The organism is Tenacibaculum aiptasiae (assembly GCF_008806755.1).
Lineage (GTDB): Bacteria > Bacteroidota > Bacteroidia > Flavobacteriales > Flavobacteriaceae > Polaribacter > Polaribacter aiptasiae.
In genome coordinates this window covers 15544-39082 of the sequence record NZ_WAAU01000036.1, presented here as the reverse complement: position 1 = coordinate 39082, position 23539 = coordinate 15544, and the positions used below count along the sequence as shown (strand labels likewise).

22 protein-coding genes are annotated in these 23539 nt (G+C 27.9%); 5 read left to right on the top strand and 17 right to left on the bottom strand.

Going from position 1 to position 23539, the window contains the following annotated elements; all coding sequences use genetic code 11:
• Positions 1 to 2 precede the first annotated feature (2 nt).
• Positions 3 to 1721, bottom strand: a complete 1719-nt coding sequence (gene gldJ, locus F7018_RS17380) for a gliding motility lipoprotein GldJ (protein WP_150901378.1) — start codon at positions 1719 to 1721, stop codon at positions 3 to 5.
• Positions 1722 to 2102: 381 nt separating this feature from the next.
• Here gldJ and porV point away from each other — a divergent pair, with 381 nt between their 5' ends.
• The 5 genes from porV (at position 2103) to F7018_RS17355 (ending at position 8458) form a co-directional block, all read left to right on the top strand.
• Positions 2103 to 3194, top strand: a complete 1092-nt coding sequence (gene porV, locus F7018_RS17375; RefSeq protein ID WP_150901377.1) for a type IX secretion system outer membrane channel protein PorV — start codon at positions 2103 to 2105, stop codon at positions 3192 to 3194.
• Between the two features lie 82 nt (positions 3195 to 3276).
• The gene (gene cdd, locus F7018_RS17370; RefSeq protein ID WP_150901376.1) at positions 3277 to 3759 is read left to right on the top strand and encodes a cytidine deaminase; all 483 of its coding nucleotides are present in this window, start codon (positions 3277 to 3279) and stop codon (positions 3757 to 3759) included.
• A gap of 158 nt (positions 3760 to 3917) precedes the next feature.
• Positions 3918 to 4982, top strand: a complete 1065-nt coding sequence (locus F7018_RS17365; RefSeq protein WP_150901375.1) for a 3-oxoacyl-ACP synthase III family protein — start codon at positions 3918 to 3920, stop codon at positions 4980 to 4982.
• A gap of 62 nt (positions 4983 to 5044) precedes the next feature.
• Positions 5045 to 6580 (top strand): glutamine-hydrolyzing GMP synthase, encoded by a 1536-nt coding sequence (gene guaA, locus F7018_RS17360; protein ID WP_150901374.1) that lies wholly within the window; start codon positions 5045 to 5047, stop codon positions 6578 to 6580.
• Between the two features lie 24 nt (positions 6581 to 6604).
• Positions 6605 to 8458: a LysM peptidoglycan-binding domain-containing protein gene (locus tag F7018_RS17355; RefSeq protein ID WP_150901373.1), complete on the top strand. Its 1854-nt coding sequence runs from the start codon at positions 6605 to 6607 to the stop codon at positions 8456 to 8458.
• Positions 8459 to 8554: 96 nt separating this feature from the next.
• Here F7018_RS17355 and F7018_RS17350 read toward each other — a convergent pair whose 3' ends face one another.
• From F7018_RS17350 to F7018_RS17275, 16 genes are all read right to left on the bottom strand, one after another.
• Positions 8555 to 9685, bottom strand: coding sequence for a glycosyltransferase family 4 protein (locus F7018_RS17350; protein ID WP_150901372.1), 1131 nt, complete (start codon positions 9683 to 9685; stop codon positions 8555 to 8557).
• 65 nt (positions 9686 to 9750) lie between these two features.
• Entirely contained in the window at positions 9751 to 10797 is a 1047-nt protein-coding gene (gene rfbB / locus F7018_RS17345) for a dTDP-glucose 4,6-dehydratase (protein WP_150901371.1), read from the bottom strand.
• A 1-nt stretch (position 10798) separates the two neighbouring features.
• Positions 10799 to 11662, bottom strand: a complete 864-nt coding sequence (gene rfbD / locus F7018_RS17340) for a dTDP-4-dehydrorhamnose reductase (RefSeq protein WP_150901370.1) — start codon at positions 11660 to 11662, stop codon at positions 10799 to 10801.
• Between the two features lie 2 nt (positions 11663 to 11664).
• Positions 11665 to 12219: a dTDP-4-dehydrorhamnose 3,5-epimerase gene (gene rfbC, locus F7018_RS17335; protein WP_150901369.1), complete on the bottom strand. Its 555-nt coding sequence runs from the start codon at positions 12217 to 12219 to the stop codon at positions 11665 to 11667.
• Positions 12220 to 12223: 4 nt separating this feature from the next.
• Positions 12224 to 13096, bottom strand: coding sequence for a glucose-1-phosphate thymidylyltransferase RfbA (gene rfbA, locus F7018_RS17330; protein WP_150901368.1), 873 nt, complete (start codon positions 13094 to 13096; stop codon positions 12224 to 12226).
• Between the two features lie 22 nt (positions 13097 to 13118).
• Entirely contained in the window at positions 13119 to 13559 is a 441-nt protein-coding gene (locus F7018_RS17325) for a ParB N-terminal domain-containing protein (RefSeq protein WP_150901367.1), read from the bottom strand.
• 28 nt (positions 13560 to 13587) lie between these two features.
• Entirely contained in the window at positions 13588 to 14706 is a 1119-nt protein-coding gene (locus F7018_RS17320) for a glycosyltransferase (protein WP_150901366.1), read from the bottom strand.
• Positions 14690 to 15757, bottom strand: a complete 1068-nt coding sequence (locus F7018_RS17315) for a glycosyltransferase (protein ID WP_150901365.1) — start codon at positions 15755 to 15757, stop codon at positions 14690 to 14692. Before F7018_RS17315 ends, F7018_RS17320 begins: the two co-directional genes overlap by 17 nt.
• Positions 15742 to 16770, bottom strand: coding sequence for an ATP-grasp domain-containing protein (locus F7018_RS17310; RefSeq protein ID WP_150901364.1), 1029 nt, complete (start codon positions 16768 to 16770; stop codon positions 15742 to 15744). The genes F7018_RS17315 and F7018_RS17310 overlap by 16 nt, the downstream gene beginning before the upstream one ends.
• Positions 16767 to 17336, bottom strand: a complete 570-nt coding sequence (locus F7018_RS17305) for an HAD family hydrolase (protein WP_150901363.1) — start codon at positions 17334 to 17336, stop codon at positions 16767 to 16769. The genes F7018_RS17310 and F7018_RS17305 overlap by 4 nt, the downstream gene beginning before the upstream one ends.
• A complete protein-coding gene (locus F7018_RS17300; protein WP_150901362.1) occupies positions 17323 to 18477 on the bottom strand; it encodes a pyridoxal phosphate-dependent aminotransferase in 1155 nt (384 codons plus the stop codon). Before F7018_RS17300 ends, F7018_RS17305 begins: the two co-directional genes overlap by 14 nt.
• Position 18478: 1 nt before the next feature.
• The gene (locus F7018_RS17295; protein WP_150901361.1) at positions 18479 to 19531 is read right to left on the bottom strand and encodes an O-antigen ligase family protein; all 1053 of its coding nucleotides are present in this window, start codon (positions 19529 to 19531) and stop codon (positions 18479 to 18481) included.
• A 35-nt stretch (positions 19532 to 19566) separates the two neighbouring features.
• Positions 19567 to 20736, bottom strand: coding sequence for a hypothetical protein (locus F7018_RS17290; RefSeq protein WP_150901360.1), 1170 nt, complete (start codon positions 20734 to 20736; stop codon positions 19567 to 19569).
• Complete coding sequence (locus F7018_RS17285; RefSeq protein ID WP_150901359.1) at positions 20736 to 21755, bottom strand: NAD-dependent epimerase; 1020 nt, start codon at positions 21753 to 21755, stop codon at positions 20736 to 20738. The genes F7018_RS17290 and F7018_RS17285 overlap by 1 nt, the downstream gene beginning before the upstream one ends.
• The gene (locus F7018_RS17280) at positions 21755 to 23080 is read right to left on the bottom strand and encodes a UDP-glucose dehydrogenase family protein (RefSeq protein ID WP_150901358.1); all 1326 of its coding nucleotides are present in this window, start codon (positions 23078 to 23080) and stop codon (positions 21755 to 21757) included. The genes F7018_RS17285 and F7018_RS17280 overlap by 1 nt, the downstream gene beginning before the upstream one ends.
• Positions 23081 to 23082: 2 nt before the next feature.
• Entirely contained in the window at positions 23083 to 23514 is a 432-nt protein-coding gene (locus F7018_RS17275) for an adenylyltransferase/cytidyltransferase family protein (protein WP_150901357.1), read from the bottom strand.
• Positions 23515 to 23539 lie beyond the last annotated feature (25 nt).

Sequence of the window (23539 nt, the reverse complement as noted above, 5' to 3'; positions counted from 1 at the left end):
AACTATCTTCTTCTTTTAGCGTACTTTGGTGTTGCTGTCTTTCTCTTGTTCATCATCATAGGTCCCATTTTATCTGTAGCACATCTAAATCCAATAAAATTAGTTGCCATATACTCTGGGAAATATCTTCTTTGAGCTGGATCTAACCAATACTCTCTGTCTGCCCAAGAACCTCCTTTGTAAACTCTAGATTTATCACTAATTAAAGTTGTTCTTGTTTTAGCGTCATACTTATAGTTATTGATAACATTTCCTAAAGAATCTTTTTCAGACTCTGGTTTTTGAGGTGAATTATACATTCTAGATTTAGGATCTAGTTGATCTTTGTCTAATCCATAATTCTTAGAAGAAGCTTGATCTCCATCACCTAAACTAGAGTTATTAGCCAAGTTGTAATTTCTTCTCATGTAAGTATCTTCCTTTGTAATTGGGATATACTTTACACTTCCTGGTAAATCTTTAGGTACAATTCTACCGTTTTCTAAAGTATCATATTCAATATCACCGATTTCATCTCCAACGATTACAACTTTACCATCTTGATCTATTAACTTTTTTGTGAATATGTTACCTCTAAAATAGTTGAAATCATTTGCTTCTGAATCAATAATTGGACGATATACATCTTCTACCCATTCAGCAACGTTACCAGACATATCATATAATCCGAAAGCATTTGGAGGGTAACTTCTAACTGCATTAGGAATATCTGACATATCACTACTCCATCCAGCAATACCACTATAATCTCCTTTTCCTTGCTTGAAGTTAGCTAATTGATCTCCTCTTCTTCTTTTATCTCTATCTCTAGTATACTTTCCATTCCAAGCATACTTTTTTCTTCCTCTTATATTATTATACTCTCTGTTTTCAAACATTGCTTTAGCAGCATACTCCCACTCTACTTCTGTTGGAAGTCTAAACTTTTGAGATAAAATACCATCTGAAGAGGTAACTTGTCTTCCAGAAAACTCATCTTTACTAGGCTTTGGATCTCCTTTTTTTCTTGGTACTGGTATTCCTTTTTTATAAATAGTCGAATCACCATCAAAAAGAGCATAAGGATTTGTTAAGTAAGTATCTGTATCAAAATTGTTCTTCCCTTTAAAGCTTAATGAATCTTCTTTAAAAATATTTTTTATCACACCTTTATCCATTAAAATCTTTAAGTTAACAGCATTTGTACGCCATTTACAATATTTAGTTGCTTGTAACCAACTAACACCGACAACAGGGTATTCTGCATAAGAAGGATGTCTTAAATAACTTTCAGATAATAAATTTGTATTACCTAATCCTTTTCTCCATACTAAAGTATCTGGTAGAACAGATTTATATATATTCTTAAATTGAGCTTCTTCTGGTGGAAATACTTTTTTAGTATACTGCATAAATGCACCATAAGCAGAATTAGTTACTTCAGTCTCATCCATATAAAATGAACGAACATGCATCTTCTTAGGAGTAGTATTCCAATCAAACATTACGTCATCTTGAACTAACCCCATTGTAAACGTACCTCCTTCAATATGAACCATATTCATAGGAACATCTTTATTAGGGTTATAAGATCCTTTTATTATATTTCCATAATTATGATCATTAAATCTCCATCCTGTAAAAGGATCTACATCACTAGAACCACCTCTATTGCTTTTACAAGAAGTAATCAATAAGCTAGTGATAGCCAACAAACTAAATAATTTTAAGGTACTTTTCATGTATTTTTAACTATTTTAAGGGTGCCGCAATTTACAATATTTCTAATTTCTTACAACTAATTTATCTACAATTTCTCGTATTAGAAAGTTGCTTTGCAAGATTACAAACGACCATTTTTTAAGTTTAGTATTACGAATCTAAGAAAAAGATTAAATATCTAGCATTAATTTTTATTATTTTACACAATAAATATCTAAGACTCTCACTTTCAAAAACAAAAAAAAGGCAGAAATAAAATATTTTAAAATATTTTTAACTATTCTTCAAAAAAATGTAATAATTTTATCCTATGATCGTTAAGATAGTGGTTAAAATTTAACAGATTTTAGCATTTTTTTAAGAAAATCATATATTTGCCGAACTAATAATCAAATTTTTACATGAAAAAATTATCAATTTTATTGTTTTTTGCATGTTTTGCCCTTCAAATCAAAGCACAATCAACATCAAGTGGAATCACAACAGCTACTCCATTTTTATTAATTTCATCAGACGCTCGTGCTGGCGGTATGGGAGATGTAGGTGTAGCTACATCAGCTGATGCATTTTCAATTTTTCACAACCCAGCTAAAACAGCTTTTAACCAAAACAAAATAAGTATTGGTTTAAACTACACTCCTTGGTTGCGTAATTTAACAGACGATATATTTATAGGAAATGCTTCTTATGTAAATAGATTTAAAGAAAATGCTGCTTGGGGTGTTGACGTTAAATATTTCTCATTAGGTAAAATAGAACTTACAACAGATTTAGCTCAAAGTTTAGGCTATACAAATCCAAGTGAATTTGCTATTACTGGTACATACTCAATGAAATTAAGTGAAAAATTTTCAATGGGTATTGGACTTAAATACATAAACTCTAATTTAGATGTTACTAACAATAGTATTGACGCTGTTAATTCATTTGCTGTTGATATTTCTGGTTATTACCAATCTGATGAAAGAAATTATGGAAGTTTCAATGGTCGTTATCGTTTAGGTTTTAATATTGCTAATATTGGTCCTAAAGTTGAATATACTCCTGGACAAGAAAATTTTATCCCTACTAATGCTAAATTAGGAGGTGGTTTTGACTTTATTTTTGATAGTCAAAATACTTTAGGTTTAAACTTAGAATTCACAAAATTATTAGTTCCTTCAAGTAGTACACAATCTACTAGAGGCTGGTTCGATGGAATGTTTACTTCTTTAGGAGATAGAAGCTTTGGTGAAGAATTAAAAGAAGTAACATGGGCTTTAGGTGCGGAGTATTTATACAACAATGCTTTCGCAGCAAGAGCAGGTTATTTTCATGAAAGTGAAGAAAAAGGTCAACGCCAGTTTTTCACTTTAGGAGCAGGATTTACAGCTAAATCATTTACTTTAGATTTATCATATTTAGTTAATACTTCTGCTGTAAATAACCCATTAGAAAATACTTTAAGATTCTCTTTATCATTTGACTTAGGAGAAATCTACGAAGATTACTAAAATTTAGTATTTTTTTTTTAATTTCGTAACATAATTTAAAAGCAGTCTTGACGACTGCTTTTTTTGACCAATACTATTTCTTATGGAAAAAATAGAAGTAAAATCTTCAGCTGTTATTTATAATAGTGTAGAAGAATTATCTCAGGAAGATAGAATTCTAATGAATAAAGCTGTTGAAGCTAGAGCGAAGGCTTATGCTCCTTATTCTAAATTTAATGTAGGTGCTGCTTTTTTATTAGAAAATGGAGAAATTGTTTTAGGAAATAATCAAGAAAACGCTGCATATCCCTCTGGTATGTGTGCTGAAAGAGTCGGAATTTGGAAAATTGGCTCAGAATTCCCTGGAATAAAAATCAAAAAATTAGCTATAACAGCTGCATCAACCCAAACAAAAGTAGATAAACCTGTTGGGCCTTGTGGTGCTTGTAGACAAACATTATCTGAATATGAAATCAACCAAAAAGAACCAATGGAGATTCTTTTTATGGGAGAGGTTGGTAAAATTGTAAAAACAGAATCATTACTGTCTTTATTGCCTTTTTCTTTTGATAGTTCATATTTATAAAAACAACAAACATAGAAAAGGTCTCTTTTTTTTGTTAAATAGATAATTATTTATCTCTTTTTTAAGAATTCGATAATTCTCAAAAATTGACTGATAATTAAGGTATTAATGTAATTAAAAATGTTTTATTTGTATTCTTTAACCCTTAAAGAATTCTAATGACATCATCAGTAATTACAGGCACAGGAACATATATTACCTCTATTCAAAAAACAAATGCAGAGTTTTCTAATCATCAATTTTTGAATGAAGATGGATCTGATTTTCCTAGTACAAATGATGTAATTATTGAAAAGTTTAAATCAATTACTGGGATTGAAGAACGACGCTATGCTAAAAATGAATATAATGCTTCTGACTTAGGTTATTTTGCTGCTCAGAAAGCCATAAAAGATGCTAATATAAATCCAGAAGAACTAGATTATATAATCTTAGCTCATAACTTTGGTGATGTAAAGAGTAACGCAATTCAAAGCGATATCCTACCTAGTTTAGCCACAAGAGTTAAATACAAATTAGGAATAGAAAACCCAAACTGTGTAGCTTACGACATTTTATTTGGTTGTCCAGGTTGGGTAGAAGGAGTTATTCAAGCACAAGCCTTCATCAAAGCTGGTATAGCAAAAAAATGTTTAGTTATAGGTGCTGAAACACTATCCAGAGTCGTAGATCAAAACGATAGAGATTCTATGATATACAGTGATGGTGCTGGAGCTTGCGTTGTTGAAGCTAAAGAAGGTTCTGAATCTGGAATTATTAGTCATGCTAGTCAAACATTTACTAAAGAAGAAGCCTTCTATTTATTTTTCGGTAAATCTTATAATAAAAGTCACGATAAGGATGTGCGATACATAAAAATGCACGGTCGTAAAATTTACGAGTTCGCTTTAAACAATGTGCCAAACGCTATGAAAATAGCTTTAGATAAAAGTGGAATAACAATAGATGAAGTAAAAAAAGTTTTTATCCATCAAGCAAATGAAAAAATGGATGAAGCAATTATTAAACGTTTCTTTAGACTATATAAAAAACCTATTCCAGAAGGTATTATGCCAATGAGTATTCATAAGCTAGGAAATAGTTCTGTAGCTACCGTTCCTACATTATTAGATTTAGTTTTAAAAGGTAAAATAGAGAATCAAAAGGTAGAAAAAGGAGATGTAATTATGTTAGCTTCTGTTGGCTCAGGAATGAGTATTAATGCAATCGTTTATCGTTATTAAAAAACTTCAAAAAATCTAAAATCAAATACTACAAATCTAAAATCTAAGTACTATTTTTGCACATGCAACAACACAACGTACTTATATTAGATTTCGGATCGCAATACACGCAATTAATTGCGCGCCGAGTAAGAGAATTGAACATTTATTGTGAAATTCATCCGTATAACAAAATACCAGAAAATTTAAACAATTTTAAAGCTGTCATACTATCTGGGAGTCCTTCATCTGTTCGTTCTGACGAAGCACCTCACCCAGATTTATCTGAAATTAGAGGTAAAAAACCTTTATTAGCTGTTTGTTATGGAGCCCAATATTTAGCTCATTTTTCTGGTGGACTTGTAGCTCCTTCAAATACCAGAGAATATGGAAGAGCCAATTTATCATTCATTAAAAAAGAGGAGGAGTTTTTCAACGAAATTTCTGAAGGAAGTCAAGTTTGGATGAGCCATTCAGATACAATTAAAGACTTGCCTACTAACGGAATTTTATTAGCTAGCACACACGATGTAAAAAATGCAGCTTATAAAATTGAAGGAGAAACAACTTATGCTATTCAATTTCATCCTGAAGTTTATCATTCAACAGATGGAAAACAATTATTACAAAACTTTTTAGTTAATATAGCAGGGGTAGCTCAAACATGGACACCATCTTCTTTTGTAGATGAAACGGTTGCCAGCATAAAAGCTAAAGTAGGAAATGACAAGGTTGTTTTAGGACTATCTGGAGGAGTAGATTCAACAGTAGCTGCTGTATTATTACATAAAGCTATTGGAAGTAATTTACATTGTATATTTGTTAATAATGGATTATTAAGAAAGAATGAATTTACCGACGTATTAAAACAATATGAAGGTATGGGCTTAAATGTAAAAGGGGTTGATGCTTCGGCACGTTTCTTGAATGAACTTGCTGGATTAAGTGACCCTGAAGCTAAACGTAAAGCTATAGGTAAAGTTTTTATTGATGTTTTTGATGATGAAGCTTCTCAAATTAAAGATGCAAAATGGTTAGCTCAAGGAACTATTTATCCAGATGTTATAGAATCTGTTTCAGTAAATGGAGGCCCTTCAGCAACAATTAAAAGTCATCATAATGTAGGAGGATTACCTGACTTTATGAAACTAAAAATAGTTGAGCCATTACGAATGATATTTAAAGATGAAGTTCGTCGTGTAGGAGCATCAATGGGAATTGATAAAGACTTATTAGGACGTCATCCTTTTCCTGGCCCTGGTTTAGCTATTAGAATTTTAGGTGATATTACAGCTGAAAAAGTTAGGATATTGCAAGAAGTTGATGCTATTTTTATTAATGGATTAAAAGAAGACGGATTATATAATAAGGTATGGCAAGCTGGAGCAATTTTATTACCTGTAAACTCGGTTGGAGTTATGGGAGATGAAAGAACTTATGAAAAAGTAGTAGCTTTACGTGCTGTTGAAAGTACCGATGGTATGACTGCTGATTGGGTAAACTTACCTTATGAGTTTTTACAAAAAACATCAAATAAAATAATTAATAATGTAAAAGGTGTTAATAGAGTTGTTTATGATATTAGCTCTAAACCACCTGCAACAATTGAATGGGAATAACTCCTAAAAATAAAAACAACCTAGATGAAGAAATTACAATTTTTACTTTTAATTTGTATTTTAACTTTTGCCGTTTCCTGCGGCCAGCAGAAACGATATGTCTCTTACAAAGTAAAAGATGGTGAAACAATGCGCGACATTGCAAAACGTCTTGACATGAAAACCAAGGATCTACTTCGTTTAAATCCAGACGTAAGTAGAAGGCCTGACCCAAATACGGTAATTGTAATTCCAAATCCTGAAATAAAAAAAGGAATTTCTTCATCTTCTTCAGAAAATACAGAAGAACAACCTATTGTTACTGAGACAGAGGCTGTAGAATCAGAACCTACTGAAAATAACAATGAAAATACAGAAGAAGTATTTCAACAAACTGTTTATGAATATGAAACACATACAGTAAAAGCTGGTGAAACTGTATATAGAATTACTAAAGAATATGATATTTCTAAAGATGATTTAATTAAATGGAATCCAGAATACCCAGGTATTAAAAACAATGACTTAAGCATTGGTCAAGTTTTAAAAGTTAAAGCTACTGAAAGTGTTATAACTATTGATCGTGAGGAAGTTTTAGAAAAATTTTTAACTCATACGGTTAAAAGTAAAGAAACTGTATATAGCTTAACACGTTTTTATAATATTTCTAAAGATGATTTAATTAGATTAAACCCTGAGTTTCCTAATATTGTTAATAATGAACTTTCTATTGGTCAACTTTTAAAAATTAAACCTATAGAAGAGGTTAACTCAGATGAAAACTTTACTTTTTATAAAGATACTATTCAAGAAAACACGGCTATAAATTTAGCTATTTTACTACCTTTTAAAGCAAAAGAATACGATTCTTTATCTGCCAAAGATATTTTTAGTAAGAAAAAGAATAAATCGGCTTCTTTAGCTAATATGGTTACTGATTTTTACATGGGAGCTGAAATGGCTATTGACTCTATAAAAAAACAAGGAGTAATGGTTAATTTGAATGTTTTCGATACTGGAAACAGAGGTAGTAATGTTAGTTCAATATTAGAAGAAGATCAATTAGATAATAGCGATGTTATTATTGGTCCTTTTTATTCTAATAAAGCAGAAATAATTGCCCGTAAAGTTAGCGCTCCAGTAGTTTTCCCCCATTTTTCTAGTAAGCAACAGAATTTTTCTTCTTCTAAATTAGTTAAAACAGCTCCTGAAAAAGATAAATACACTGATTTTTTAATTTCTTATTTAAAAGACAAATATAATGGTGAAGAGGTTTTTGTTGTAGGTGATGGTAAAACGAATTCAAACTCTAGGATAACAAAAATTGCTGGCAATTTAAAAAGTCATGATTCAATTAAAAACGTTCATATTTTCAAACCAAAAGACGGTTATATTAAAAGAGAACGCTTTACTGAAAAAATGAATCCTAAAAAACACAACTGGGTTGTTATTACATCTGATGATAATGTAGCTATTGCTGATGTTTTAAATAGTATGATAGGGTTACCTGATGATATAACAGTTCAAGTGTTTGCAATTGAAAAAAATAAAGCATACGATAAAATAGAAAACAATAAACTAGCTAGTATTGATTTTACATATGTTTCTAATGTTTTTGCTGATGATTCTTCTAATGATGTAAAGGTTTTCAATAAAAAATACTTTGACAACAACAACACCATACCTTCTGATTATGCTATCAAGGGATTTGATATTACCTATGATGTTTTAATGAGATTAGCTTCTGGAAAAAGCTTAACAGATACTTTTAAAGACGGTGTTTCTCTTCGTTTAGAAAATAAATTCGATTATCGTAAGAAAACTTTTGGAAGTACAAGTAATAGAGGCTTATTTATAGTAAAATACAACAAAGATCTAAGCTTAGAAAGATTAAAATAAATATTATTTATTATATCTTTTTATCAAAAATAAAAAACACAAAATCATTATATGATTTTGTGTTTTTTTTATGTCTTTATATACAATAGACTTAACTTATAAGAAAAAGTTCAATATTGTTTTTGCTATTTTATTTAAAAAATTTGGTCGTAGCTCTTGATTTTCATTTTTCTTCATATTAAAATAGAAAAGAACCATATAAAATACAACGCTCAAAAGAAGAAAGACAAACAATAAAGCAAAACTATTTAATACAGAAGACAGCAAGTATATAATTGTTGTTATTATTAAGTTAATAAAAACAATAAAAAAAGTTGCTCTTCTATGAGACAAACCTTGATCAACAAAGACATGGTGAACATGGTTTCTATCTGCTATGAAAAAACTTTTTTTGTTAATAGTCCTAATTATAAAAACTCTAACCGTGTCTAAAACAGGAATAGATATTATAGATGTTAAAATTATTATCAAATTTTCAGAAGGTATGTCTATTTTATCTATTTTGTAATTATAGGTTAATATCTTAAATGTTAGGAGAGCAATCAAAAAACCTATAATCATAGAGCCTGTATCCCCCATAAAAATTTTCCTTTTTTCAGATAAATTAAAACTTAAAAAAGCCAATAGAGTTCCTATAATTACAATACATAAGAAAAAATAATAATTCTCTCCTAATAGATAAAAAATAATACTATAAAGCGTAAAAATCATTATTCCTACTGATGAAGCCAATCCATCAATACCATCAATTAGATTATATGAATTTATTATAAAGAAGATTGCAAAGTATACAAAAACTAAGTAAGTCCAATAGTTTACATTGGTAATTCCTAAAAAACCTCCTAAAGTATCTGTCATTAAACCATTATCAAATACTAGAAAAGATATCGCTAAAATTTGCGCTAATGCTTTTGTTTTTGCAGAAATAGCTATTAAATCGTCTTTTAAACCTATTATAAACAAAACAGTAATACTTACCATTAAATTCAAACTAAATAAATCTGAGTCCCATTTTTTTAGAAAAAAGAATGATAAAATTATAGTTATATAAAAGGCAACTCCACCTAATGTGGGAGTTACTTTTTTATGTGAACTTCTATTATTTGGTTCATCTAATAATTTCTTATAAGAAACTACCTTTATTATTTTAGGTATAACAAAATAAGTAACTAAAAAAGAACCTATAAGAAATAAACCCAAAGTAATTAAAAACATAACTAACTGCATAGAATTTTAACGCAAAATTAAGAAAGTAAATGTTATAAAAAAACTAATTCTACCTTTTTTAATTGTTATGAATACATAGTACTATAATATTTTTGATAATCTCCATTCATCACATTATCAAGCCAATCTGTATTTTCTAAGTACCATTTAACTGTTTTTTCAATACCTTCCTCAAATTGTAAAGAAGGTTCCCATCCTAATTCTTCTTTTAGTTTAGTAGAATCAATTGCATATCTATAATCATGACCTTTTCTATCTTTAATATAAGTTATCAATTTATCAGAAGTTCCTTTTTCTCTACCTAATAATTTATCAACTGTTTTAATTAACACTTTTATTAAATCGATATTTTTCCATTCGTTAAATCCACCTATATTATAGGTTTCACCTAACTTTCCTTTATGAAAAATAACATCAATGGCTCTTGCATGATCATTTACAAATAACCAATCCCTAACATTTTCTCCTTTTCCATATACCGGTAACGGCTTATTATTACAAATGTTATTTATAAATAAAGGAATTAATTTTTCTGGAAATTGATAAGAGCCATAATTATTAGAACAATTAGATATAACAACAGGTAATCCATAAGTGTCATGAAATGCTCTTACAAAATGGTCAGATGAAGCTTTAGAGGCTGAATATGGCGAATGAGGATCATAAGGTGTGTTTTCCGTAAAAAAACCTTCATCTCCTAAACTTCCATATACTTCATCTGTAGAAATATGGTAAAACAGCTTATTTTCAAAATCATCATTCCAACTATTTTTTGCTGCTTCTAATAAACTTAATGTCCCCATTATATTAGTTTGAGCAAAAGAAAATGGATCCTTAATAGATCTATCTACATGAGATTCTGCAGCTAAATGAATAACTCCATCAATATTATATTTAACAAATACTTCTTTTAAAAAATTATAATCACAAATATCACCTTTAACAAAGGTATAATTAGATAATATTTCAATATCTTTTAGGTTCTCTAAATTTCCAGCATAGGTTAAAGCATCTAAGTTAACAATATTATACTCTGAATAATTATTAACAAATAGTCTGACTACATGTGATCCGATAAAACCAGCACCTCCAGTAATTAATATATTTCTCATTCTATTCGTTTTTTATTCTATCAATACTATCTTTTAATGAATCTCTCCAATAAGGTATTTTTATATCAAAATCTTCTTTAATTTTAGAATTATTTAAAAGTGAATAACTTGGTCTTTTGGCAGGTGTAGGGTATTGCTTAGTATCAATTGGGTATACCTTACAATCTATTTTTGAAATCTCAATTATGGCCTTTGCAAAATCATACCACGAAGTAACACCTTCATTAGAATAATGATAAATTTTAGAATTTTTATCTATTTTATTTCTTCCTATAATATCCAAACAAACTTTAGCCAAATCTTTTGCATAAGTTGGCACTCCTATTTGATCATATACTACATTTAATTCTTTTTTTTCTTTTCCTAAACGAAGTATTGTTTTAACAAAGTTTTTTCTATAAATGGAATACAACCATGATGTTCTAATTATAATTGCTTCTACTGATGATTTTAAAACTTCTTCTTCTCCTTTTAATTTAGTCTTTCCATAAACATTTATAGGACTTATATTATCTTCTTCTTTATAAGGAATAACATTTTTTCCATTAAAAACATAATCGGTTGAGATATGGATTAATTTTCCTTCTACTAACTCAATCCCCTTAATTAAATTAGAAACACCTATATAATTAACTTGCTCTGCTTTTTCCTTTTCTATTTCAGCTTTATCTACTGCTGTATAAGCTGCACAGTTGACAACTGCTTGAATTTTTTTTTTTAAAATATATGTTTTTACTTTTTCTAAATCAGTTATATCAAGGCTTTTCGAATCTTCAAAAAAAAAATTATATCTAGAATAGTCAGAAGACAAATCCTTTATCTCTGATCCTAACTGACCATTACTACCAGTAATTAATATATTCATTTTTAATAATTAAAAGGACTCTTAAAATCTTTGAAAGATAATAAATCTTTATCTTTTTCTGATAAAATTACTTCTTCTGAGTTTAATTTCCAGTTTATTTTCAATTGTTTATCATCCCATTTTATCCCAGATTCATAATCTGGAGCATAATTATTGTCTACTTTGTATGAAACTATTGCTTCTTCTGATAAAACAGCAAAGCCATGTGCAAAACCTCTTGGTATAAACAACTGTCTTTTATTCTTTTCCGATAATTCAACAGCAATATGTTTACCATATGTAGGTGAACCTATTCTAATATCTACTGCTATATCAATAACTTTCCCTTTGATGCATCGTACTAACTTAGCTTGTGAAAAAGGAGGCTTTTGAAAATGTAACCCTCTTAAAACTCCTCTTCTAGATTTTGATTCGTTGTCTTGAATAAACTTAATTTTTTGAATATTTTCTTCAAACTCACATTGCTTAAATGATTCAAAAAAATACCCTCTTTCATCCCCTAAGACATTAGGTTGAATAATTATAATTTCAGGAATTTCAGTTTTAAAAAAATTCATTTTACTATTTCACTAAACTCAATAAATACTGTCCGTAACTATTTTGTCTTAATGGTTCAGCTAGTTTCTTTACTTGCTCTTTAGTTATGTAGCCCATGTAAAGAGCTATTTCCTCTAAACAAGCTATCTTCAAACCTTGACGTTTTTCTATAGTTTCTATAAAGTGTCCTGCTTCCATTAATGAATCCGGAGTTCCAGTATCTAGCCAAGCAAAACCGCGTCCCATTAATTGAACTTTCAGTTCTTTTCTTTCTAGATAATATTGATTTATCGATGTAATCTCTAATTCTCCTCGCTCTGATGGTTTAACTTTTTTAGCTACATTAATGACATTATTGGGATAAAAATACAGTCCAACTACTGCATAATTAGATTTAGGTACTTTAGGCTTTTCAATAATAGATTTAGCATTTCCATTAGAATCAAAATCAACTACTCCATACCTTTTAGGGTTTTTTACATAATAACCAAATACCGTAGCTTTTCTTTTCTCTTTTACATTTTTTATTGCTGAATTTAACATCTCTGGCAATCCATGACCATAAAAAATATTATCGCCTAAAACCATACAAACATCATCTTTACCAATAAATTCTTCTCCTAGAATAAAAGCTTGTGCTAAACCATCTGGTGATAATTGTTCCGTATATTTTATTTCAAGTCCCAAATCACTTCCATCACCTAATAACTTTTGAAAATTAGGTAAATCATTTGGTGTAGATATAATTAAAATTTCAGTTATACCAGCAAGCATTAATACCGACAATGGGTAATAAATCATAGGCTTGTCATATATTGGCAATAATTGTTTTGACACACCTTTTGTTATCGGATACAGTCTTGTTCCTGATCCACCTGCTAGTATTACTCCTTTCATTAAAATTTTTTATTTTTTTTAATTATATTCTAAACTCACATAAAGAAGAAATTAAAATTATTGGTTTCCATTGTAAATCTGAAGTTTGAACTTCATGAATTGTAGATTTTGGAGGTAACTTTTCTCCTTCAAGAGAATCTAATATAATTGTTTTTTCTAATTCTTTTTCTGCTTCATTATGAGTTCTTATACTATCGTCAAAATAATCAATAACAGTAACTGGAACTTTTTTTGCTCCTAGTTCTAAAAGTGTTTGATATCTATGATGACCATCAATAATCATAAAGGTTTTACTACAACATATTATAGATGGAATTACAACATAATTATTATATGATTTAATATATTCTTTTAGAGTATCTTTTCTACTTTTAATCACATTTTCATGCGGCTTTAACTTCTGAATATCAATTAATTCAATTTCTTTTATTATTTCCGGATTTTTTAATTTTATAGAATACACTTTTTCTTATTTTTAATTATTAATTTCACTATAAACTAGAATAGGTTTCTAGCATTTTAGGAAAAACTACTTCATTTCTCAATTCTTTCTTGTATAATTTTTCACTATTTTCCTTCATTTGAATAATATCTAGTTTTTCAAATTCCAAAAAAGCTTTAAGAATATCTTCTTCTTTATTACCATTCATAAGTACCCCGTTATTATTAAAAGCTTCTTTATTACCAGGTGTATTGGTAGTAATTATTGGTTTTTTCATTGCTAATGACTCAATCAAAAACCTTGGGATCCCCTCTCTATAAACCGATGGAAATATAGAACATGTTGCCATATCTATATATTCGTTAACATTTGTTACTTTTCCTAATATCTGTATATTTTCTATTCTTTTTATATTTTCATATTCTTTCCTTGAAATAGAATCTGGATTTTTATAATCTGGCTCTCCTGCAATTACTAAAAGTACTTTTTTAGTTGTGTTATCTTGATAATTTTTAAAAGCTTCGCAAAGATTTAAAACTCCTTTTGATTTTAATAACCTAGATGCAAAAAAGAAAGTCAAGTTATAGTTTTTATTTAATTCATTTTCTTTATTTAAATTAACCTTAAACTTTTTTTGATCAACTCCACTCCCTTTTATTATATGACAATTTAAATTTAAATCTATTTTATCGTCTGGATTCTGCACTATAGTTACTACCTTAAAAATCTTATTATTAACTGTATATACAAATTTAATAATCTTAGATATTATTAAATTTTTTATTCCTTTATTTGAAAAGTAAGTACCTAAACCTGTTATATGATTTATTACTTTTGTTCTAGTTAATACTCCAGCAATAGTTCCAATGAGGATTGGATGAAACCTATAACAATGTATCAAATCTATTTGTTCTTTCCTTATAATTTTAGACATATGAAAAATAGACTTTAAAATCGTTATTGGATTCATAGATTTTACATTTTTTATTTCAAAAAAATTAAAATCATTCTCATTACTTTTTTCTAATAATTTTTCAGTATGGTCACAGCTTAGGTAAACATCAAAACCTTTTTCTTTTAAAAAAAGAGCATATAAAAACCTAGAGTTCAACATATCACTAGGCGAATTTTCAAATAATAAAACTTTTTTTTTAAAATCTTTTGCCATAAAAAACTTCTTTAAACTTATCTATAATTAAGTTTGCTTCAAATTTTGTATCTGTTCTTTGTTTTATTTCTACTCTATTCCATTCTTTTTCTTTAAACTCTAAAAAAGACTTATAAATATCTTCAAAATCATTTTTATTCGCGTTTAATGATTTTATATCAGAAACTACTGAATTATTAAAATTAAGCAACTCTTCTTTCCCTCCAAGAAAATCTAATGCAAACACGGGTAATCCAGCTGATAATGCTTCTAATATAGAATTACTAAAACCTTCATATTTAGAAAAATTTAAATATGCTTGACTTTCATTTAAAATACTTTCTATATCAGAATGTTTATTTATAAATTCTAAATTATAATCTTTTAAAGATTTGTTTAAATCTATTGCTCTATCTCCTACACCAATACATAATAATTGAGAATTATCTTTCTTTATATCCTTAATCCACTTCCAAAACTCTATTAATAATTCATAATTTTTTTGATCATGCCACCTTGCCACATAAATAAAGTTGTACTTTCTATCTTTTTCTACATCTAACTTATATCTTGGAGATGGGTTATTTATTAAGAAAGTAGTTTTAATTTTCAACTTTTGTACTTCATCAAGCATATCTTTACTTTGAACAATTACAGTATCATATGCTTTCATTACTTTTCGATAATAAAAAAGTAATAGTTTCCCCATAAAACCAAAACTTTTATAATAAGTTATTGGTAGAATACTTTCCCTACAAATTAATTTAGTTTGTCTTTTTCTAAACACTAACAAAGGTAATATCAAATTAAAATGATTAAGAGTACTATAAACAAACTTCCAATCGTGTTTATTTATTACTTTTATCATTGAAAATAATGCCTTTTTTAATCTCTTGTGAGGAAGTCTTATTACTTCTATATCTTCGGGCAACTCATAACCTAAATCATGATCTAAGGTTAAAAAAGATATATTTTTAACATCTTCTTTTGGTAAAGATAATAACACTCTGCTTAAAACTCTCTCCGCACCTCCTTTTCCGAAATTTGGTACAATTATTAAAGCTCTACCCATGGTTTTAATTTTGCTTTGATATGGGTTTTAAATTCGTTCAATAAATATTTCTCGTAATTTAAATTGTTTTTATAGCTAGCATATGATTCATTAGCACTATAATTTTCTCTAGGGTTTGGGTAATATATTGGGCTAACTTCTAAAGCTAATGGATTTTCTTGATTTAAATCTTCTTCATCAAAAACAATATCCCAGGCTGCACTTCTTAAACCTAACTTATTTGTAGATTCTATTACCCATTTTTTTAATGATTCAGGATATTCCATAAATGTTACTGTACTACCTGTAGATGTTGAAGTTGGAATCCACCCTTCGCTTTCAACTTTATTTCTCCAATATTGTAAAACAATTTCATCATTAATTACTATAATTCTACAGTCTCTTTTAATATTAATAATCTTTTGGATTACTACATATTTATTTAACTTTAATTTCTCTTTAATAAAACTTTCAAAATCTGACTTTATCTCAACAATTCCAATACTACTTTTACTATGGTTAGGTTTATAAAGCCATTTACTATCTTTTAAATCAATTTTATTTAAAATTTCCTTTAAATTCTCCTCTTGAATTACATGAGTCGAAGGCATTTCAATATTTTTTTCAATAAACTTCTGGTACATAAAAAATTTATTTTCCCAAAAACTTATTTCTTTTGATGTTGGTATTACTTCATTTGATTGGTTTTCCAATATACTTGAAATTAAAGGAAAAAAAGCTACATCGTTATCTACTTTCCAATCATTTAAATTATATCCTGGATTATAAATTACTTTACTACTAGAAATTTTTGAAATCTCTTTTAAACCTATTCTAACTTTATATGTTTTTTTTATTTCACTCAAATACATCATTGTTGCCAAATCCCACAAGAAATTGGTTCTTAAAAAGTATGTCATAGACAATCTTGGAATTAACAATGTTACCTCTGCTTTATTTTGAGATTTAAAATAAAATTTGATAAATGAAAAGAATAACTTTATCCTTATTAATTTAGTTAATATTTTTTTCATAATTTTTCTATTATAGTGCTTAATCCTTCATTAATATTTTTAAAATCGAAATATTTGATGCTATTATGTTTTTTTAACATTTCTATTTCATCTGCATAAAATTTCACCTCTTCATTTTCATGATTATAACTTAAGTCATCTAAAACTACTGTTTCTTTAGATATTTTAGCTAATCTATTCCAGTAAATAATTTTAAGACTTGCTTTAGGTACTAAAACAAGTTTATAATTAGTTAACTTAAAATTACTTTTTATCCATTGATCTGTAATAGAAAAGCACCTTGGATCTCTTGCTGATAAAAATAAAATTTGATCAAACTTTTGATTAACTAGCTTAACTAGCTCTTTAGCATTTGGCAATAGCTCCAATGAAGATAATCTATCAGCTTCATTTTTATACTTTGATCTTTCTTCTGGCTTTAATGTAGGCCAAGTATTAGCTAAAGTATTATCTATATCGAATACTAAAGTTTTCTTATTTCTTTTTAAAAAAAGAACATCTACTCTTAAGTATAATATGTATACTTCTTTTAAAAATAACTTTAAAATTTTCTTAAGAAAGCTCAATTTTTATTGCTTTTATTATATTAATATTTTCTTCAAAAGTTCTACTAGCAACTCTATAATACCCACTTCCTTCTAAACCTACTTTATCAGAACAATTTCTAACATATACTCCATGGTTTATTAACATATTTAATCCAAAATTACCATCAAGATCATTTTCTACTTTTATTAAAAAGAAATTTGCTTTTGATGGATATATTTTTATTCCTTTGATTCCTGACAACTCAGACCTAAACATCAAGGTGTTCATTATATATTTTTTCCTTACAACATCATATTCCTCTCTAAACTTTTTCTGAGAATATAAATCAAAGAAATAAGAAGCTAAACCACTAATATTCCATAAATAGCTTGATTTAGTTAAATTTTCAACTCTTTCTTTAGACATAATACCATAACCAGCTCTAACTCCTGCTATTCCAAAATCTTTGCTCATACTTTTAATAATAACTAAATTATTATAGGTATTGATAAGATCGTAATAATTCATTAAATCTAAATCATCACTTTCATAAGCAAAATGCACAAAACTTTCATCTAGTATAACACAGTCTAAGTTTTTACAAAACTCTAATAAATCTATTACTTTTTCACGATTTAAGTAATCTCCATTTGGATTATTAGGATTAATAAGTATAAGAGAATCTGCTTTTTTATTTAACAAATCTTCTTTTAAATTTTCAACATCTAATTCATAATTATTAAGTTCACTTAATTCGTGGAAAACAATCTCTTGATCTTCTTTTATAAACTCATAATAACTACTGAAAGTAGGTATAGGTAGCATAATTTTCTTTCCACAATAATTACTTAATACTGCTGATATTATTTCAATTGCACCATTACCTACAAAAATATTTTCCATTGATACATCAATCGTATTACCTATTATTTTTGCAATATCAGAATTTTGCGGAGGGTAGAATTCTAAACAATCTCTTAAGTCACTATAAGTAGGAAAATCTTTTTCTAAATAATTTAAAAATAAATCTGTTGCATATGGGTTACTAAGAAAACATGCATCTATTTTTATATCTAATTCAGGTATTTCTTCCAATAATGTTTTTATACTTGGTGAATGTGTACCTGATTGTTTTTTCAATCTTAAAAACTCCCCTTTAATTCTATCTTTTTTTTCCATTTTATGTTAACATCTTTTTATTCTTATTCTGTCCAATGAGTATATATAAATATATAGGTATAGTATATAATAGACCATGTCCTGTAATTAAGGCTACAAAAATAGACAATCCAACAATTGATTTTAAATTAATTACCCTTAATAAACTAAATATTATTAACACTCCTATAACCAAACCAAAGTCTCCTAATATTTCAAAATAACTATTATGAATTCCAACATCATCTAAAGTTTTTATGGAAGACGACATATATCCAAACCCATTACCAAATATAGGTTTAGACACAATAGCTTCTATACCTTCTTTCCATAATTCAATTCTTCCTGTAAATACTTTATCTAAAGTAACATTACCATTTAGGTATTCATTTAAATATGCTAATTTCTTATATCTAGATTGACTAAAATTAAATGTCTCCCAAAATGTAACTAAATAAGTTAATGAGGCTATAGGAATTATTATAAATAAAACTTTATTTTTCTTATACAAACCTATTAATGTTATTAATATAGCTGTAAAAGAAAATGTAAAAAATATCGCAGTGTAATAAATTATTGTTTCTATTAATGTTATTTTCTCTTTCTTTTCTTTTAACATATTTAATCCAATAGCAACTACAGTTCCTGCATAATTGGCATTTAAATAAAAACCTGAAAACCTAGTTTGATAATCAGATGATATATCTTTAGATAAAAGAACTACATCTATTTTTAAAATACCAAAAATCATAATACTTAAAGCTCCTATTAAAATACCATAACGAATACCTTTTAAGTAAATAGAATTATCTATATTACAGAAGCCTAAAACTAGAAGAATTAAAATTAGTCTTAAAAAATTTCCATATTGAATGAACATGAAATCTGTGGTTTCTTCATGTGCATAACTTAACAGTATTGATAATGAAGAATATGCAAACAAAAATAAATAAAAGACATTTACTTTATTATCTTTAAAAGATATCTTCTCTTGTGTATAGAAAATTAGACCTAAACAAATTAATATTAACGCAGTCATAAATAATGAACCACCTACATAATAAGGCATGGCCATATTAACCGCACTAAAAAATATTGTTAGTAATATTATTATTGGACTCTTTTTTGAAAACACTTCTTATATTTATAAATAAAAAACAAGTTCGATAAAATTATAAACGCTACATAAAAGCCAACACCTATAAAATCTCCTTGGTTGAAATATGATATACTTACACTAATTATTAACACTAATATTAAATAAGGGACAATTTTAGACGGTTCTATTAAGACTTGTACCATACTACTTTTTAGTCCCACTAAAATATCTATAAATGCAGCTAAAATATATAACATTAAAAAATAAACAAACCCTCTCTCTTCCAAGTATTCTATACTAAAAGGATTATATAACACAAAGAAAAGAATAAACAACAATACTGGAGATGAAAAAAGCAACGAATAATTTCTTACGTAGAAAAAATTAGATTTAAATGAGCTATTGTTTTTCAACACACTTGGTAACCTTAATTTTGTTAAATAATTGTAAGGAATCGAAATCGTATTAGCTATAGTAAAAGCAATATTTGCCATACCGATAAGCTCTGGTGCCACAATAGACATTAATATAAATTGAAATTTAGCTACAAATGAACCTAATCCAGAAATTAAAGCTTTTCCAAACTTAAAATACGAAAGATAAACTCTAAATTTAACTTTTTTTAAATCTATCTTTAACACAAAAACATAATACAAAAAAAGGACTAAAAAAAACAGTAAAATAAATAATATAACAGAATTCAACTTAATGAACCCTATAATATAACATCCTAGTAAAGAAACCTGAATTACGCCAAATAAAATATCAAACGTATATCTCACAAATCTTGCCTTATCTTTAACATTTAAGATTATAACAAAATAATCGACTAAAACTTTTAATGGAATTAGTAGAATAAATTCTTTTTTAAAAACAAAATTATTTTCTGTAAACTCATAAAATATATAAAAAGAACAAGAAACAACTATAGCTCCAATCAATAAAGTAAAGAAGTCTTTATAGATTAATGAATTTACATTCTTGTTTTCCTGATAATATTCTAATTCTTTACCTAATAATAGTAGAGTACTAATTACAGCTGAAATGGATAAAAATAAAACTAAATCATTATAGTCCTTGCCTTTTTGAAATTTAGCGAATCCTAAATGAAATAAGGTACTAAGTGCAATTGGTAAAAAAACAGGAATAAGTAAACTTATTTTTCTTAAAAATGATTGCATTACTTTTCATCTTTATAATATAATTTGAACCAATCTACAAATTGTTTAATTCCATATTTTAAGTCGAACTTAGGTTTATAATTAAATTGCTGAGATAAAAAAGTTACATCTGCATATGTTTTATACACGTCTCCTGGTTGCATTGGATACATTTTCTTAATTGCCTTTTTATCTGCATTTTTTTCTATTTCTGAAATAAAATCCATTAATTGTACAGGAGAATTGTTTCCAATATTATATAATTGGTATTTCGATTTATCTTTAGACTCATTTATTAAGGTCATTTTAATCCCTTCAACAATATCATCTATATAAGTAAAATCCCTTGATAAATCTCCATTATTAAATACCTTTATTGGGTTTTCTTTTAAAATTGCATCAGTAAACAAGAATGGAGCCATATCAGGTCTACCCCATGGACCATAAACAGTAAAAAACCTAAGACCTATTGTTTCTATCCCATACAAATGGCTATAGGTATGAGCCATTAATTCATTAGACTTTTTTGTTGCTGCATATAAACTAATAGGATGATCTACATTATCTGTTTCTTTAAATGGTACACTATCACTATTTCCATATACACTAGAACTACTTGCATACACTAATTTATCTACTTTAAAGTTCCTACATGCTTCAAGAATATTTAAAAAACCAACTATATTACTTTGAACATAAGCGTCAGGATTTTCGATACTATATCTAACCCCAGCTTGAGCAGCTAAATTACAAACAACATCAAAACCTTCTTTTTCAAAAAGAGAATACAATTCTTTCTTATCTTCTAAATTAAGCCTAATAAACTTAAAACTATTAAAAGAATCACTGCTAATTTCATTATAAAATGCTTCAGCTTCTTTTCTTTTTATACCTAACTCAGCTAATCGTGCATATTTAAGCCTAACATCATAATAATCGTTAATATTATCAATACCTACAACTTCAATACCTTGTTCCAATAACTGCTGACATAAATGAAAACCTATAAAACCTGCAGCACCTGTAATTAAAACCTTCATTATTCCTTTCCTATTCTGTGATATTCTATTCCTTTTTCTACTAAATTATATGCTATATATTGATTTCTTCCATCAAAAATTATCGGTTCAATTAACTGATTTTTGATTTCCTCAAAATCAGGTGAACGGAATTCTTTCCATTCAGTCAATAAGATTAGAGCATCAGCTCCTTGAAGTACTTCGTATTTAGAATTTGTATAAGAAATTCCAGCTACATCTTTTAAATAAAAACATCTTGCTTCTTCTATTGCTTTTGGATCATACGCCTGAACCTTTGCACCTCTCTTTATCAACTCTTTAACTACATATATAGCAGGTGCTTCACGCATATCATCCGTCCCAGGTTTAAATGCTAACCCCCAAAGTCCAAATACCTTACCTGATAAATTTTCACCAAATCTTTTAACAATTTTATCAGCTATTACGTATTTTTGGCGATTATTTACATCTTCAACAGATTCAATTAACTGTGCTTTATAATTATATTCCTCTGCAATTTTTTTTAATGCTTTAACATCTTTAGGGAAACAAGAACCTCCATAACCTGCTCCAGGGTATATAAAACTATAACCTATTCTAGAGTCAGATCCAATACCTATACGTACATTATTCACATCAGCTCCTACTCGCTCACAAATATTTGCCATTTCATTCATAAATGAAATTTTAGTTGCTAACATAGCGTTAGCTGCATATTTAGTCATTTCAGCAGAGCGTATATCCATACCTATAAATCTTTCTCTTGACATTGTAAATGGTGAATACAACTCTCTCATTTTATCAAAAGCATAATCAGACTCTGCTCCTATTACCACTCTATCTGGCTTCATAAAATCATTTATTGCATCACCTTCTTTTAAAAACTCAGGATTAGAAACAACATCAAATTTTAAATCAACATTTCTTAGTTTTAATTCCTCTAATATTGTTTCTTTTACTTTATCTGCAGTACCTACTGGAACTGTCGATTTATCTACTACGACTAATCGACGGTTCATTTTTTGTCCGATTTCCTTAGCAACAGATAAAACATATTGTAAATCAGCAGATCCATCTTCTCCCATAGGTGTTCCTACAGCTATAAAAACAACATCTGCATCTTCTATTGCGTCCTCTAACTTTGTTGTAAATAATAAGTTTTTATTCTCTACATTTTTTAGAACCATTTTTTCTAAACCAGGTTCATAAATAGGGATGATTCCCTCATGCAACTTATCTATTTTCTTTTGATCAATATCTACACAAACAACTCTATTTCCCATCTCAGAGAAACAAGTTCCTGACACTAAACCTACATAACCTGTACCAACAACAGCTATATTCATTCTTATTTATCTTTAGTTTTTAAACTTTCTTTATCATGTACTTCTTTTCGTAAACCACTACTTGAAAAACGATGTTCTCTTTTATTGTAAAATAGTTCTATCCCTTTCTCTTCACAATATTCTCTACCTGTAAATTTTTTGTCAGCATATTCTTCTCCCAAAACCCTAACATCAATTTTGAAAGAACGTAATATATCTTCTAAGTCTTGTTCTGTGGCATAAGGAACTATCTCATCAACATGTACACAACCTTTCAATTGAATATACCTTTCAACGACTGATTGAATTGGTTTATTTTTTTCTGGTCTATCGATTGTTGGATCTGTTTGCAATCCACAAATTAAATAATCGCATTGACGCTTCGCGTCTTCTAACATTTTAATATGCCCTGCGTGTAGTAAATCAAAAGCACTAAAAGTGATTCCTATTTTCATTCCCCTTTTTTGTTTGCAAATATAT